The sequence below is a fragment of the Gallibacterium sp. ZY190522 genome, assembly GCF_054166015.1.
In genome coordinates this window covers 282,764-299,670 of the sequence record NZ_CM135118.1, presented here as the reverse complement: position 1 = coordinate 299,670, position 16,907 = coordinate 282,764, and the positions used below count along the sequence as shown (strand labels likewise).

Genomic DNA, 16,907 nt, shown 5'->3' with positions numbered 1-16,907 from the left:
TATATTCTATTGGAAATAAAGGGCTTCATAACTTCCGCTTCAAGTAATCAGATGATAAAGATAAGTGAAAAACAACATTGAGCTAATACTACTGTTTTTTCTCAATTTTTCCTTTTTGAGTAGAGCCAATAATAAAAAACAAACCTACGATGAAATCATAGGTTTGTCAGCAATCTGAAGTTTATCAAATGATATACCTGATTTTATGTAAATAATTGATTATAATCTATGAAATTTGGCTAAGATCATTAATGATAATGTCGTAATAACAATTGAGATCACAGCATACATATAAACACCATCCCACTGCCAAACATTTTTAATCATGACTACCGGAACTCCCGCCAATGCTGCCCCAACATAACTAAATAGACCTCTAAAACCCGTAACAGAACCCGCAGCATCTTTGTGCGTTACATCCAAACAGCCTACAGCAAATAACATATGTGGACCATATAATGCAAATCCCATAATAGCAAATAATCCAGCAGTCAAAACATAAGAACTATCTTGAACTACAGGAACCAAAATAATAGATGCACATAACATCAATGCAAACATCAAACCTGTCATCCAACGATTACTTCGAAATAAAAAATCTGATAAGTAACCTGCAATTAACCCACCAGCTAATCCACCAGCTTCAAACCAAGTAATAATTGAGTTAGCTTTCACTAAATCCCATCCCTGCACTTGAACATAATAAATTTGAGGCCAATCATTTAAAATTGTACGAGCAATATAAACACAGAGATCTCCAACTATAATGACCCAAACAAGCGGATTTTTTAAAATATATTTAAAGAAAATTTCCCAAAAGCCTAAATGAGATGGACTCGCTTTCACCTGAGCCATTTCAGAAGCATCATTCCGCCACTCTCCAACAGGGGGTAGGCCTTCTGAACCAGGGCGATCCTTAATAAATATTAAAGCCAAAATCCCCATAACAATTGAAATTACACCTGGTACATAGAAACCCATTTTCCAACTTCCACTTAACATTATTGCGTAACTAGTTAATAGTGGGGCTAAGCTACCACCGATATTATGAGCAGCTTCAACAATGGCCCACCAACGCCCACGTTCATTTTTTGAGAACCAAGAAGCCATAATTTTAGCCATCGGAGGAAAACTTGTTCCTTGCAGAATAGCATTCAATGCATACAAAATATAAAAAGCAGTGATACTGTCAGAAAAACCAAATAAGAGATTAATAACACCAATGCCGATCAGTGCTGGGCCAGTCATTGCTCTTGGATTTACTTTATCAACAACCATTCCTCCAACAAATTTCATTGAGCCATAAAGAATGTAAAATAATGTTGACATCACTGCAAAATGCTCTGCCGTTAAAGCAGTTTGCTCAAGCATCATTGGCGCAGCAGCCGCAAAATTTTTTCGTGTTAAATAAAACACCGCATAAGAAAGAAAAACTGCGGTTACAATTTCTATTCTAAATTTACGATATACTCGATCAACTTCATTGGGACTTCTTGTAACTGGTATATCAGGCTGATTAAATAACCATTTTTTAATATTCATAAAAAATTCCTTATTTTGCTATTTGAAATAGAAGACCTTTGAATAACAACAAGATATTCAGCTCGTAAATAAAGAAAAAGTGAGAATAGCTACTGATTACTTCCCTTTCTCTATTCAATCAAATCATACTACAAATATTTTAGTCGTTGATATAACTGTTTAAATTTTTCATATTTGCTTCTATATTGCTGAAATTTTTGGTGATTCGGTAAATAACGAGCCTCCAGTTCAAGCGGGGGACAGAATGTAGCAACATCTTGTTCCGGATGCAATGCCATTTGCGCTAATTTAGCTGCACCAAGTGCTGGGCCGATATCGCCACCAACACGATACTCAAAGGTCATTCCACTAATATCGGCAAGCAGTTGTCGCCAAAAATGGCTTTTCGCACCGCCTCCAATCAACATAATATTATCTGCTTTAATACCGCTTTCGTGTAAAACCTCAATACCCTCCGTTAAGGCAAAACTCACCCCTTCCACTACTGCTCTTGCCATTTCCGCTTGTGTTGTATCGTGATGCAATCCCCAAAAAACGCCACTAGCATAAGGATCATTATGCGGTGTTCTCTCTCCGGAAAGATAGGGTAAAAACAAAACCTGTTTACTGCTTTCCGCCCGTTCTGCCAAAGCGAAAAATTCAGCAATATCATTAATACCTAATGCTTTATTCGCCCAATCAATACAGGAAGCAGCACTTAACAGCACTGACATTAAATGCCAACGATTCGGTAAGGCGTGACAAAAACTATGTACCGCTTTTGCCGGATTACTTAAAAAGCTGTCGGTAACAACAAAATAAACACCTGATGTACCTAATGACAACATCGCTTGTCCCGATTTATGTAGACCTACACCAATCGCTCCAGCTGCATTATCGCCACCGCCGGCAACAACCGGTGCTGATTGCATATTCCATTGTTGTGCCAATTCAGGCAATAGATAACCACTAATTTCATTACCCTCTTGCAATTTAGGCATCTGTTGTTCGCTAAGATGACACGCCGATAATAAAGCCTCACTCCATTTACGCGCACCGACATCCAACCACATCGTGCCTGCCGCATCAGACAGATCACTCACATATTCACCAGTCAGTAAAAAGCGTAAATAATCTTTTGGTAACAATACTTTAGCAATCTTATTGAAGACTTCCGGTTCGTTTTTTTCAATCCATTTTAATTTAGGTGCAGTAAATCCCGGCATCATCAAATTTCCGGTAATTTGACGAGAATTCGGTACAGCTTGTTCCAATTCCTGACATTCTGCAAAACTACGCCCATCATTCCATAAAATCGCCGGATATAATACCTGATTATGCTGATCCAACATTACTGCGCCGTGCATTTGTCCGGTTAATCCGATAGCCTTGATAACAGAAAGATCTTGCTGTTGTGATAATTGTGTTAAACACTGTTGCAACGCCTGCCACCAATCTTCCGGATCCTGTTCTGACCATAGTGGCTGACGGCGAGTTACAGTTAATGCGGCTGAAGTGGTCGCAATAATTTGTTGCTGTTCATTCAGTAATACTATTTTGATACCAGATGTCCCTAAATCAATGCCGAGATACATAATCGCCTCCTAATACCGTTTTTATTTAACTAAAAAAATTAAGGGTACGATAAAAAGTACCCTTAATTCCTAATCTATTTATAAATATATGAATTTACAATATTTTCTAACATTTCTTGACGACCTGAAACTGGTTTTGGTGCAATTTCATTGTTCATTATGTATCCAGCAAGATCTGCTAATGAAAGTTTACCTTTAAGAATATCCTGACCGAATTGAGTATTCCATCCGGCATAACGTTCATCTTTTAATACTTGTAAACGATCATTTTCAATCATATCCGCTGCAATCAATAGTGAATGAGCCAACACATCAATTCCACCAATATGTGCGTGCATTAAATCATAACGATCAATACTTTGGCGTCGAATCTTCGCATCAAAGTTAAAACCACCAGTGCCTAATCCACCCGCCTTCAAAATTTCATAAATCACTAATGCATTTTCTTCAACACTGTTCGGGAATTGATCAGTATCCCAGCCTAATTGTGCATCACCTCTATTTGCATCAATTGAACCTAAAATACCTAAAGCAGCTGCAGTTGCCACTTCGTGTTGGAAAGTATGCCCAGCTAAAGTTGCGTGATTTGCTTCAATGTTCACTTTAATTTCATTTTCTAAACCAAATTGTTTTAAGAAGCCGTAGACTGTCGCCACATCATAATCATATTGATGTTTTGTCGGTTCTTGTGGTTTAGGTTCAATTAATAATGTACCTTTAAAACCGAGTTTATGTTTATTTTCCACCACAAGTTGCATAAAGCGCCCTAATTGTTCACGTTCACGTTTCAAATCAGTATTAAGAAGTGTTTCATACCCTTCACGACCACCCCACAACACATAATTTTCACCACCTAATTTCTGTGTCGCTTTCATCGCATTGAAAACTTGTGCTGCCGCACAAGCAAACACTTCCGGATTAGGATTGCTGGCTGCACCAGACATATAACGTTTATTAGTAAAACAATTTGCCGTGCCCCAAAGCAACTTAATACCAGTTTCTTCCTGTTTTTGAGCCAACAAATCAACGATTGTAGAAAAATTATACACATATTCTTTAAATGAATTGCCTTCCGGTGCAATATCCACATCGTGGAAACAGTAATAAGACACACCTAATTTTTTGATAAATTCAAATGCAATATTTGCTTTTTCTTTTGCCGCTTCCAATTCTGTCGGATTTTTTTGCCACGGACGATCCAATGAAGCAGTACCAAACATATCAGTACCGTTCCAACAGAAAGTATGCCAATAACAAACTGCCAAACGAAGATGTTCTGCCATTGTCTTGCCTAAAACAACACGATTTGCATCATAAAAACGATAAGCGAACGGATTAGTTGATTGTGTACCTTCATATTTTACTTGGTCAATTTGATCGAAATATGTTGTCATTTTTTATTCTCCTTGCTGGGTTAATTAAATTAATGAGCAAAGAGTAAAACCGAAAAATATCTCCTTCAATTACGTTATTTCTTTTTGCTATTTAGATAATTGTTTTTTGTGATAAAGCTCACATTCTTGTTTTACCTCACAATTTTTCAATATTGTGAGAGTTATCACAGAAACGAAAAAACGTAATCGAAAAACAAAATTTATAAATTGTTCTACCTACTGAAATTAGCAATAGTAATAACCGTTGTATTCCTAATCCTTTTAAATTACGAGGTGAATCATATGAAATTGAAAAAAACTTTATTATCCGTTGCACTTATTTTGGGTTGTATGAGTGGAATATCAAATGCTAAAGATTTAACTATTGGAATGTCTATTGATGATTTACGTTTAGAACGCTGGCAAAAAGACAGTTCGATCTTCAGCAAGAAAGCAGAAGAATTAGGTGCAAAAGTATTTGTACAATCCGCAAATGGTGATGATGCAGTTCAAATTTCGCAAATCGAAAATATGATTAATAGAAATGTCGATGTATTAGTCATTATTCCTCATAACGGTGATGTATTAAGTAACGTTATTGAAGAAGCCTCACGTTCAGGAATTAAAGTTCTTGCTTATGATCGTTTAATAAATAATGCCAATATTGATTTTTATGTTTCATTTGATAATGAAAAAGTGGGGGAATTACAGGCATCAAGTTTGGTGGAATTAAAACCTAGCGGAAATTATTTTTTAATGGGTGGCTCACCTGTTGATAATAATGCAAAACTCTTCCGAAAAGGTCAAATGAAGATTATTCAACCTTTAGTAGATAAGGGTGATATTAAAATTGTCGGAGATCAATGGGTTGATTCTTGGCTTCCTGAAAAAGCATTACAAATTATGGAAAATGCTTTAACTGCCAATAACAACAAAATTGATGCCGTTGTTGCTTCCAATGATGCAACTGCCGGTGGTGCAGTACAAGCGTTACAAGCACAAGGTTTAGCTGGGAAAGTAGTGATTTCTGGACAAGACGCAGACCTTGCTGGGATTAAACGTATTGTTGCTGGCACACAAACTATGACTGTTTATAAACCAATTAGTAAATTGGCAAATACAGCTGCTGAAATTGCCGTTAAATTAGGAAAAAATGAAAAAATCGAAAGCAATGCAGTATTAAATAATGGTCTTAAAGATGTACCTTCATATTTATTAACGCCTATTGTTGTAACTAAAGATAATATTGATGAAACTGTTATTAAAGATGGTTTTCACACTAAAGAAAGTGTTTATAAGTAATTATTTTTGAGGGAGTTTTCTCCCTCATTTTATTTTAAGGTGGTTTCTATGGACATATTATTAGAAATGAAAGGAATAGTGAAAAAATTCGGCGATGTTAAGGCGCTGGATAATATCTCTATTTCTGTTTCTCCCGGAGAAATACTTTCTCTTTGTGGAGAAAATGGTTCCGGAAAATCAACACTAATGAAGGTTCTTTGTGGTATTTATCCTTATGGCGATTACGAAGGAGATATTTATTTTTCTGGTGAATTGCTAAAGTCAAAAAATATTAAAGATACAGAGAGTAGAGGTATTGCAATCATTCACCAAGAGCTTGCTTTAGTAAAAAATATGACCATTATGGATAATATTTTTCTTGGTAATGAAATTACTAAATATGGTATTGCTGATGAAAATGAAATGTACCTTCGCTGCCAAAAAATGTTATCTCAAGTACAATTAAATGTTGATCCCTATACTGTAGTGAATGAGTTAGGTTTAGGCGAGCAACAATTAGTTGAAATAGCAAAAGCACTAAATAAAAATGTACGTTTATTAATTTTAGATGAGCCAACAGCTTCCCTCACTGAAAAAGAAACTGATATTCTGCTTGATCTTATTCGTAATTTAAAAGCGCATAATATCGCTTGTATTTATATTTCCCATAAATTGAATGAAGTAAAAGCAATTTCCGATAAAATTTGTGTTATTCGTGACGGTACACATATCGGTACTCGTTCAGCAAAAGAGATGAGTGAAGACGATATTATTACAATGATGGTTGGTCGTGAGATTACTTCGTTATATCCGCACGAAAATCACGATATTGGTGAAGAAATTCTATCAGTAAACAATCTGACTGCTTGGCATCACGTCAATACTCATATTAAACGTGTAGATAATGTCAGTTTCCAATTACACAAAGGTGAAATTCTTGGTATTGCCGGTTTAGTCGGTTCAGGCAGAACTGAAATCGTTCAATGCATTTTCGGTGCATATCCCGGTAAATTCCAAGGTGAATTTAAACTTAACGGTGAAACTGTAAAACATAATAGCTGCGCCGATGCGATTAAAAACAGCATTTTTATGGTGCCGGAAGATCGCAAGCGCCACGGAATTATCCCAATTATGGGAGTGAATAAAAATATCACCTTATCTGCCCTAGCAAAATATTGTCACGCCAACGTGATTAATGAAGCGTTGGAAGAAACCATCATTCAACAATCTATTCAGGAATTAAAAGTAAAAACACCTAGTCCCGACCTTGCAATTGCCCGTTTAAGCGGCGGTAACCAACAAAAAGCAATTTTAGCCAAAGCATTGTTACTTAATCCTAAAATTCTGATTCTCGATGAACCGACTCGTGGTATTGATGTTGGTGCAAAATATGAAATTTATAAATTAATCAATGAATTAGCTAAGAAAGGTGTTGCTATTATCGTCATTTCATCTGAATTACCGGAAGTGTTGGGTATCAGTGATCGTGTTTTAGTAATGCATCACGGAAAATTAAAAGGCAATTTAATTAATCATCAACTTACGCAAGAAAAAGTAATGGAAACCGCACTCAAGGAGTAGTCTATGAAAAACCTAAAATCCATTAATTTACAAGTGTATATTATGCTAATTGCGATTATCGTAATTATGCTGTTTTTCTCTTTTGCAACTGATGGTGCTTACCTTAGTGCAAGAAATATTTCTAATCTATTACGCCAAACCTCAATCACCGGTATTCTCGCAATTGGGATGCTTTTTGTCATTATTGCGGCTGAAATCGACCTTTCTGTCGGTTCACTGATGGGATTACTCGGAGGTTTTGCGGCTATTACTAACGTCTGGTGGGGCTGGCCTTTGCCTACAACCATTTTAGCTACATTGATTTTAGGTTTAATCTTCGGTGTTTGGAACGGTTATTGGGTTGCATATCAACGCGTACCTTCATTCATTGTTACCCTTGCTGGATTACTCGCTTTCCGTGGAATTTTAGTCGGGATGACTAACGGCTCCACAGTCTCTCCAACCAGCCAATCAATGAATTTGATCGGTCAAGCTTATATTCCAGATATTTTCGGCTTAACCATCGGTGGTTTAGCAGTATTGGCTTTCATTTTATGGAACAGTCGTCAACGCCACGCTCGACAAAAACTACAGCTTCCAGTGCCAGCATTATCAAAAGATATTCTCACTTATGCTGCACTTGCCGTTTTATTACTAGGTTCAATTTACTTGTTGAATGACTATCGTGGTATTCCATTCCCAGTATTGTTATTGGCGATTCTTGCCGTTATTGGCTACTTTATTTCCAAAAAAACTGCTTTCGGACGCTATATTTACGCGATTGGCGGTAATATTGATGCTGCCAGATTGTCCGGTATCAAAGTAGAAAAAATTAAACTTGCTATCTTTGCAATTAACGGTTTGATGGTTGCGATTGCTGGCTTAATTTTAAGTGCCAGATTAGGTGCCGGCTCGCCATCGGCAGGACAAAATGCGGAATTGGATGCGATAGCCGCTTGTGTTATTGGCGGTGCCAGCCTTGCCGGCGGTGTCGGTAGCATTTTCGGAGTGATTATAGGGGCTTTAATTATCGCTGCATTGGATAATGGTATGAGTATGTTAGACGTTCCAACTTTCTGGCAATATATTGTAAAAGGCGGTATTTTATTACTCGCCGTTTGGGTAGACTCTATCAGCAAGAAAAAAGAGTAATCTTAGCAATAAAAAAATGCGTTGGGTAAATCTCCCAACGCATTTTTATTTGTTATTTGCTTGTTTTTTCTTCTGGAAGAATTAAATTTAAAATTAATGCCAATAATGATCCTACAGTAATGCCTGAACCAAAAATTTCTTTAAAAAATGCTGGTAATTTATCAAGAATTTCCGGTCTGGTGGTAACAGCAAGCCCACAACCGATAGAAATAGCAATAATTAAACCGTTACGCTTTGTTCTTTCCACTTTATCCAACATTTGAATACCAGCAGCAATGATCATCGCAAACATCATCAATCCTGCTCCACCAAGCACAGGTAGTGGAATTGATACAATTAATGCACCGAAGACAGGGAATAATCCGGCTAACACCAGCAATCCGCCGGTCATCGCTACGACATAACGGCTTGCCACACCAGTGAGGGAAATAACACCAATATTTTGTGAGAAAGAGGAAAACGGCGTTGTCGACATAATTGCAGCTAAGGCTGAACCTACCCCATCACAAAGTACACCACGACGTAAATGATCACCGGTAATTTCAGTTTTTGTCGCATTACCTAAAGCTAAAAAATTACCGCTTGACTCTACAATCGTCACCAGATAAGCAATGCTCATCCCGATAATGCCGGAAATTGGAAATGCCAAACCGAAATGTAATGGCTGAGGTAAAGCAAAAATCTGTGCCTGTTTAACGCCATCAAAATTTACCCAACCTAATGCCAACGCTACGCAATATCCGGCAAGCATTCCGATAACAATGGCGGCTGCAGAAAAAATACCTTTTCCCCATTGAACTAAAATTACTACTAATGCCAACACAAAGAATGCCATAGTTAAATTTTCCGGAGTGGCATATTGTGGTTCACCGCGTTGACCACCCGCAAACCAATCCACCGCTACTGGAATTAAACTTAATCCAATCATTGTGACCACAGTGCCAGTCACAACAGGTGGAAATAATTTCCGGATAGAAGGCATAAAGAAACTGCCGATAATCATTACTAAAGAACCAACCAGCGATGCACCTAATATTCCGGCAACGCCATCTTCACTAAAGCCAATCGCTAATGCCGCCGCCACAAAAGTAAAGCTGGTTCCCATTACACTCGGTAAACGAATGCCAATAGGCCCAACACCTAAACATTGAATAATGGTAACAACACCGGAAATCAGCAACGCCGCATTTACCAATACAATCGTGTCTGCTGTCGGTAACTGCAGCACATTTCCAATCACCAACGGTACTGCGATAATACCACCCAATGCGGCTAATAGATGTTGTGCCGCTAACAATAAACCTAAACCGAAAGGCGGTTTATCTTCCACGTTAAAAAGGAGTTGATTGTTCATAGTTCCTCAACAGTAATATAAAAAATGGTTGGGAATTATAGACTTGTCCCACTTGATAAGCAAACGTTTGCGTAAATTTAATAAAAATAGGTTACTGCGATAGTTTTTAATCTGTATATAATAATCACCTTTAAAGCCATCAAGGAGCAATCATTATGCAACAAAAATTAATCGCTTATAAAACAATGCCTGTTTGGACAGCAAAAACTTTACCGGCAATGTTTCAAGAAAAACACAATACAAAAGTCGGCACTTGGGGACAACTTCGTGTATTGAAAGGAAAACTTAAATTCTATGAACTTACTGAAGAAGGCGAAGTCATTAAAGAACACCTTTTTACAGCAGAAAGCGACATTCCTTTAGTCGAGCCTCAAGCTTGGCATCGTGTTGAAGCCGTTTCTGAAGATCTCGAATGCCAGCTCTCTTTCCTTTGCCGCCCTGCTGATTATTTCAGTAAAAAATATAATATGACAGCTACACATTCTGAAGTGAAAGCTGCCAGCGAAATGCTCTCTCCTTGTAAAGTCTTGGATTTAGGTTGCGGACAGGGGCGTAACAGCCTTTATTTAAGTTTATTGGGTTATGACGTAACCTCTTGGGATCATAATCCGAACAGCCTACAATTTTTGGCAGAAACAGCACAAAAAGAGCAATTAAATATTAAATCTGCACTTTATGATATTAATTCAGCCAACATTCAGGAAAATTATGACTTTATCATTTCCACTGTTGTTTTTATGTTTCTCAATGCACAGGCTGTACCTAATATTATTACAAATATGCAGCAACATACTAATATCGGTGGTTATAATCTTATCGTTGCCGCAATGGATACTGCTGATGCACCTTGCCCAATGCCATTCTCCTTCACATTCAAAGAAGGTGAGTTACGCCGTTATTATCAAAGCTGGGAGTTAGTAAAATATCGAGAAGAGATGGGTGAACTACACAAAACTGATGCCAACGGCAACCGTATTAAAATGAAATTTGTCACAATGTTGGCAAAGAAAACTGCTTAATTCTACTTTGGAATTTTCACATTTTGCCAAGCGTGCTAGACTAAATAAAATTTTAAGGAGACACTATGCGCGTTTGGCAAAAATCTATTCTAAAAAACATTCTTTTTATTAGCAGTATTATTTCCTCTTTTTCTCTGTTTGCTGCTTCCGAACAACTACAACAATTATCAAAAAGTGAGTTTAAACAGACGTTCAATGTACAAAATGGTACAGTGATTCGCCAACAATATCAGGATATTATGCAGCTTCTCAGCGGGGAAGTGAGTGAAACCACGATTACTTTCGTTCGCCAAATGCTGCCTACTATTGCACAATATCCGCTTGCACCTTATGTTGATTATCGTCTATTCAATAAACAGTCATTGATTACACCGCAACAATTAAAACTGTTTATCCAACAAAATCCCAACTTTCTATTAAATGATAATTTAATAGATCTTTTTTATAAAAAAGCATTTCAGCAGCAAGCTTGGCAACTTTTATTGGATAACAAAACATCATTTCCTGCTAAAACAACGTCTCAACAATGCATTCAATTATTAGCTACACAAAAAACGAGCAACATATCAAAAGAACTTGATCTTCTTTGGCAAGATACGGAAAAACTTTGGTTAAGTGGGGACAGTCTGCCCGTGCAATGCGATCCGCTTTTTCAACTTTGGCAACAGTCAGGAAAGCTATCGGACCAACTTATCTTACAGCGTGCCGAATTGGCGTTGAAATCACAAAATAAAAATCTTATTCGTTATTTACAACAATTAACAGCTAATCTTGATTTACAAAAACAGTTACAGCAATGGGCAGATCTGCTTAGTAATCCGCAACAATTAATCGCTATCCAGTCCAATCTAACCCAATCCGCAACCAATAAACAATTACTGTTAGCTCTCTATCCTCGCTATTTAAGATTTTTCACCGAACAAAATCTGAATCTGACGCAAATACAACAACAAATTGAGGATTTGCAGAAAAACTGGCAGCTTACCGCGCAAGAGCTTAATTTACTTTATAAAGCGGTTTTACAACGCTTTTTTGATAATAAACAGCCTGAATGGCAACAGTGGCGCGATCAAAAATTAATGCAATTAAAAGATAATAGCTTAATTGAACGCCGTATCAGACTGGCAATTCGTCAACAACAGCCATTACAAAATTGGTTGGATCAATTATCTCCTGACAAAATAAATCAAGATGAATGGCAATATTGGATTGCTTGGCAGTTACAAAAAAATGATAAACAGCAAGAAGCAGAAAAAATTTTACAAAATCTAAGTCGGAAACGTGGTTTTTATGCTTTATTGTCGGCACAAACATTGAATATTGCTTATCAACCAGCAATAAAGGATCTTCTTCACCCCATTAATTTTGATGCTTTATGGCAAAATCAAGAAATTGCAACAATTTTATCTCGCATAATTGAGTTAAGAAATCTCCAATATTTAGATGACGCTTACAGTGAATGGCAATTTTTACTTAAATTTATAACTACAGAACAACAATTATTATTAGCAGAATACGCCTTACAGCAACAATGGTATGATCTCGCTGTTGCCGCTACCATCAAAGCAAAAGCATGGGATTATTTACGATTACGCTTACCATTGGCTTATCTTGACTGGTTTAATATCAATGTGGCCGATAAAACGATCAACAATAGTTTTGCAATGGCTATTGCACGACAAGAAAGTGCTTGGCGACCGAATGTGCGATCAGCTGCCAACGCAATTGGTTTAATGCAATTACTGCCTAGCACCGCCAAAGCTACTGCTCAACAGGCAAATTATAGCATTCAACGTGCTAATAATTTAACCGATCCATTAGGAAATATTCTTTTAGGTACAGCACATTTGCAACAACTTGCCCAAAAATACGGCAATAACCGTTTATTAATTGCTGCCGCCTATAATGCCGGTGCTAATCGCGTTGATCGTTGGCTAAACGAAAATGGAGGTAAGCTTTCAATGGCAGAATTTGTTGCCTCAATCCCTTTTTATGAAACCAGAAATTATGTCCAAAATGTTGTAAGTTATGACTATTACTACCAACTACTTCTAAAACAGGAGCTAAAAAAATTCAGCAAAACTGAAACTGATCGATTATACTAATCATACTAGTTTAATAGTAAATGAAAGGAGTAAGTTATGTATATCAGTCGTGATCTCGAACGATGGCAAGAATTAATCACCTTTTTACGACAAGGATTCGCCTCAGGGAAAGAGCAGGAAGTGCTGATGATGTTATTAACCCCTGATGAAAGAGATTCACTCGGATTACGCCTACAAATTGTTAAACAGTTATTAGAAAAAAAATCATCACAACGTGAAATTCAACAAAATTTGAACACGAGCGTTGCTACCATTACGCGAGGTTCAAACTTAATTAAGAGTATCGAACCTGATTTTCTACAATGGGTCAAAGCACAATTAGATGTTCAAAATTAAGTTTTGTTTTTCTCAATCCTGCTATCTCCGACTTACTAAGTTAGTGCTTAGTATTATTGTATTTTTTGTCTGTTGCATTCTGATATTTCGTGTTGTTCCAATTCCTTTTTCATCTTATATGTTGCAAAAAACTGTGCAAAACAGCTTTAATAGCCATTATCACACTCGTCATCAATGGGTAAGTCTTGATGAAATTTCACCTTCAATGCAACTTGCCGTTATTGCTGCCGAAGATCAAAAATTCCCTAAACATTGGGGCTTTGATCTTGATGCTATTGAAAAAGCAATAAAACGTAACCAATCTTCAAAAAGAACTTTCGGTGCTTCTACAATCTCACAACAAACAGCAAAAAATTTATTTCTATGGTCGGATCGAAGCTGGATCAGAAAAGGCTTAGAAATACCGATAACTCTCAGCTTAGAGTTATTTTGGTCAAAAAAACGAATTCTGGAGGTTTATCTCAATATTGTAGAATTTGGTGAAGGTATTTTCGGCGTAGAAGCGGCAAGCCGTTTTTATTTTAATAAAAGCGCCGCTAAACTGACCCCTTCACAAGCGGCATTACTTGCAGCAGTCTTACCTAATCCATTGATTTATAAAGCTAATAAACCATCAAGTTATGTCCAATCCCGCCAACGCTGGATCTTGAGACAAATGCAACAGTTAAGCACTACTTACCTTAAGCAACTTAACTGAAAACATTAGACAAAAATATTCGGTAACCAATTAGATACAAATAAAAATAGGGCCTTTGATAAGCCCTATTTCCCTTCCTTTTATGGTATTTCAATGAAAATTATGCATTTTCTGATGGATCTACTGTTTCAGAAGAAGTATTAGCTTTATCCTCTTTTGGCGTTTCATCTACTTTCTCTTCTGGTTTAGTTTTTTCCACCCAACCTGACGGTGGTGTTACTTCCTGACGTTCCATTAATTGCTTAATTTGTGGTTCATCAATTGTTTCATATTTAACTAATGCATCTTTCATAGCGTGAAGAATATCCATATTATCTATCAAGAGCTGTCTTGCACGTTGATAATTACGAGAAACAATATTATGTACTTCTTCATCAATAGTGTGTGCTGTTGCATCCGACATATGTTTCGCTTTCGCCATTGAACGCCCTAAGAATACTTCACCTTCATCTTCAGAATATAAAATTGGGCCTAATTTATCTGAAAATCCCCATTGGGTAACCATATTCCTAGCAATATTCGTTGCCACCTTAATATCATTTGAAGCACCGGTTGATATATTTTCCTCACCATAAATCAACTCTTCAGCAATACGTCCTGCATATAAAGTCGAAAGTTTACTTTCCAACTGTTTCTGACTAATGCTAATTTGATCACCTTCAGGCAAGAAGAATGTCACCCCTAATGCACGGCCTCTCGGAATAATAGTTACTTTATGAACAGGATCGTGTTCAGGAACTAAATAACCGACAATAGCATGACCTGCTTCGTGATAAGCGGTAGATTCCTTCTGTTTATCCGTCATCATCATTGTTCGACGTTCCGGCCCCATATTAATTTTGTCTTTTGCCTTTTCAAATTCCAACATTGTTACTAAACGTTTATTTGTACGTGCCGCAAATAACGCTGCTTCATTAACCAAGTTTGCTAAATCAGCACCAGAATATCCTGGTGTGCCACGAGCAATAGTCATAGGATCAACATCATTCGCTACTGGAATTTTACGCATATGAACTTTTAATATCTGCTCACGTCCACGCACATCCGGCAAACCAACAACCACTTGGCGGTCAAAACGTCCAGGACGTGTTAATGCTGGGTCAAGCACATCCGGACGGTTAGTTGCCGCAATAACAATCACTCCTTCGTTACCTTCAAATCCATCCATTTCAACTAGCATTTGGTTCAAAGTTTGCTCACGTTCATCGTGTCCACCACCTAAACCAGCACCACGCTGACGACCTACCGCATCAATTTCATCAATAAAAATAAGACAAGGTGCATTTTTCTTCGCTTGTTCAAACATATCACGCACGCGCGATGCACCCACCCCAACAAACATTTCAACGAAATCTGAACCGGAAATGGTAAAGAACGGCACTTTAGCTTCACCAGCAATCGCTTTTGCCAATAAAGTTTTACCTGTACCCGGAGGCCCTACCATTAAAATACCTTTCGGAATCTTACCACCCAATTTTTGGAATTTACTCGGATCACGTAAGAAATCAACAATCTCGCCCACTTCTTCTTTCGCTTCATCACAACCTGCAACATCGGCAAACGTTGTTTTGATCTGTTCCTGCGTCATCATTCTAGCTCGGCTTTTACCAAATTTCAGCGCACCGCCGCCACCGCCTTGCATTTGACGCATAAAGAAAATCCATACTCCGACAAGAAGTAACATCGGGAACCAAGAAATCAAGATTTGTGCCAATAAACCACGTTTTTCAGGTGCGGTACCGGACACTTTAATATCTTTCTTCAATAAATCATCAAGTACTTTATCATCATACAATGGCATTACCGTTTGGTAGGTATCGCCATTTTTCTTGGTCACGGTAATTTCATTGCCATCAAAACGCGTTTCTGAAATTTGGTTGTTACCAATATCGGTAATAAAAGTAGAATAATCAACACCATCTCTAGTATTGCCGGAAAAGCCTTGGAATAGCGTCATCAGCACAATTGCCACAACACTCCAAAGCATAATATTTTTAAGCATATTATTATTTTTCAAGGTAAATCCCCGTTATTTGTGTGTTTAAAAAAACATTATCGTGTGGTTAAAGTTTATAACCCATTGCAACAATATAAACCTCTCGAGAACGATCTCTCGATGCTTCCGGTTTACGCACTTTCACTATCCTAAATAATGAACGAATTTCTCGTAGATATTCATCAAAACCTTCTCCTTGAAACACTTTCACCACAAAACTACCTTGTGAAGCAAGAACCTGCTTACACATATCTAAAGCTAACTCAACAAGATACATCGCACGAGGAATATCAACCGAAGGCATTCCACTAAAATTAGGTGCCATATCCGACATCACTACGTCCACCTTGTCATCACCAATTTTTTCCAACAATGTATTTAATACTTTTTCTTCACGGAAATCCCCTTGTAAGAAATCAACACCAACAATAGGGTCCATATCTAGAATATCACAAGCAATTACTCTACCTTTTTCACCGATTTGTGTAACAACATACTGTGACCAACCACCCGGTGCAGCGCCAAGATCAACAACAGTCATATTCGGTTTAAACAGCTTATCCGTTTTTTGAATTTCATCTAACTTGAAATAAGCTCTGGAACGCAATTTTTGCTTGTGAGCCTGCTGAACAAATTTATCTTTGAAATGTTCGTTAAGCCAACGTGTAGAACTTGCCGAACGTTTTTTTTTACCCATAATGCTAATATCTGAAAATCAATTGAATTAATACTCTAAAAATACTCGTTACTATATGATGATTAACTCCTAAATTTCAAGGCAAACAAGCATAAATTCAGCGAATACTGTAATAGGCTACACAATTATAGACAATTCTAATGAAATTGCCGCTTTATTTATCTTCATTATGCTAATTTCTTTCTATTTCATTCATAAACGTTTAAAATGTAGCACTTTTA

The 16,907-nt window shown here is 37.2% G+C and carries 13 protein-coding genes; 7 read left to right on the top strand and 6 right to left on the bottom strand.

Annotated elements, in window-relative coordinates; translation table 11 throughout:
- Positions 1-219: 219 nt before the first annotated feature.
- The 3 genes from ACXPAV_RS01360 to xylA all read right to left on the bottom strand — a co-directional run bounded on the left by ACXPAV_RS01360 (position 220) and on the right by xylA (position 4,510).
- Positions 220-1,542, bottom strand: coding sequence for an MFS transporter (locus ACXPAV_RS01360; protein WP_039136133.1), 1,323 nt, complete (start codon positions 1,540-1,542; stop codon positions 220-222).
- A gap of 128 nt (positions 1,543-1,670) precedes the next feature.
- Positions 1,671-3,116: a xylulokinase gene (xylB, locus tag ACXPAV_RS01355; RefSeq protein ID WP_458003782.1), complete on the bottom strand. Its 1,446-nt coding sequence runs from the start codon at positions 3,114-3,116 to the stop codon at positions 1,671-1,673.
- A gap of 74 nt (positions 3,117-3,190) precedes the next feature.
- Complete coding sequence (xylA, locus tag ACXPAV_RS01350) at positions 3,191-4,510, bottom strand: xylose isomerase (protein ID WP_458003781.1); 1,320 nt, start codon at positions 4,508-4,510, stop codon at positions 3,191-3,193.
- 282 nt (positions 4,511-4,792) lie between these two features.
- On the opposite strand from xylA, the gene xylF reads away from it, so the two are divergent.
- From xylF to ACXPAV_RS01335, 3 genes are read left to right on the top strand one after another with little or no spacing between them, the layout of a single operon-like run.
- Complete coding sequence (xylF, locus tag ACXPAV_RS01345) at positions 4,793-5,791, top strand: D-xylose ABC transporter substrate-binding protein (RefSeq protein ID WP_065233268.1); 999 nt, start codon at positions 4,793-4,795, stop codon at positions 5,789-5,791.
- A gap of 48 nt (positions 5,792-5,839) precedes the next feature.
- Entirely contained in the window at positions 5,840-7,351 is a 1,512-nt protein-coding gene (locus ACXPAV_RS01340) for a xylose ABC transporter ATP-binding protein (RefSeq protein WP_458003780.1), read from the top strand.
- Positions 7,352-7,354: 3 nt separating this feature from the next.
- Complete coding sequence (locus tag ACXPAV_RS01335) at positions 7,355-8,482, top strand: sugar ABC transporter permease (protein WP_039136122.1); 1,128 nt, start codon at positions 7,355-7,357, stop codon at positions 8,480-8,482.
- A 52-nt stretch (positions 8,483-8,534) separates the two neighbouring features.
- Here ACXPAV_RS01335 and ACXPAV_RS01330 read toward each other — a convergent pair whose 3' ends face one another.
- Complete coding sequence (locus tag ACXPAV_RS01330) at positions 8,535-9,836, bottom strand: nucleobase:cation symporter-2 family protein (protein ID WP_065233266.1); 1,302 nt, start codon at positions 9,834-9,836, stop codon at positions 8,535-8,537.
- Positions 9,837-9,991: 155 nt separating this feature from the next.
- On the opposite strand from ACXPAV_RS01330, the gene tehB reads away from it, so the two are divergent.
- The 4 genes from tehB (at position 9,992) to mtgA (ending at position 13,993) form a co-directional block, all read left to right on the top strand.
- Positions 9,992-10,855, top strand: coding sequence for an SAM-dependent methyltransferase TehB (tehB, locus tag ACXPAV_RS01325; protein ID WP_458003779.1), 864 nt, complete (start codon positions 9,992-9,994; stop codon positions 10,853-10,855).
- Positions 10,856-10,920: 65 nt separating this feature from the next.
- Positions 10,921-12,960, top strand: coding sequence for a transglycosylase SLT domain-containing protein (locus tag ACXPAV_RS01320; protein ID WP_458003778.1), 2,040 nt, complete (start codon positions 10,921-10,923; stop codon positions 12,958-12,960).
- 36 nt (positions 12,961-12,996) lie between these two features.
- Positions 12,997-13,296: a trp operon repressor gene (trpR, locus tag ACXPAV_RS01315; protein WP_039081146.1), complete on the top strand. Its 300-nt coding sequence runs from the start codon at positions 12,997-12,999 to the stop codon at positions 13,294-13,296.
- Positions 13,283-13,993 (top strand): monofunctional biosynthetic peptidoglycan transglycosylase, encoded by a 711-nt coding sequence (gene mtgA, locus ACXPAV_RS01310; protein ID WP_458003777.1) that lies wholly within the window; start codon positions 13,283-13,285, stop codon positions 13,991-13,993. The genes trpR and mtgA overlap by 14 nt, the downstream gene beginning before the upstream one ends.
- Before the next feature lie 100 nt (positions 13,994-14,093).
- Here mtgA and ftsH read toward each other — a convergent pair whose 3' ends face one another.
- Together ftsH and rlmE are read right to left on the bottom strand one after the other, a co-directional pair.
- A complete protein-coding gene (gene ftsH, locus ACXPAV_RS01305; protein WP_039174426.1) occupies positions 14,094-15,995 on the bottom strand; it encodes an ATP-dependent zinc metalloprotease FtsH in 1,902 nt (633 codons plus the stop codon).
- A 61-nt stretch (positions 15,996-16,056) separates the two neighbouring features.
- Positions 16,057-16,686, bottom strand: a complete 630-nt coding sequence (gene rlmE / locus ACXPAV_RS01300) for a 23S rRNA (uridine(2552)-2'-O)-methyltransferase RlmE (RefSeq protein WP_458003776.1) — start codon at positions 16,684-16,686, stop codon at positions 16,057-16,059.
- Between the last annotated feature and the right edge of the window lie 221 nt (positions 16,687-16,907).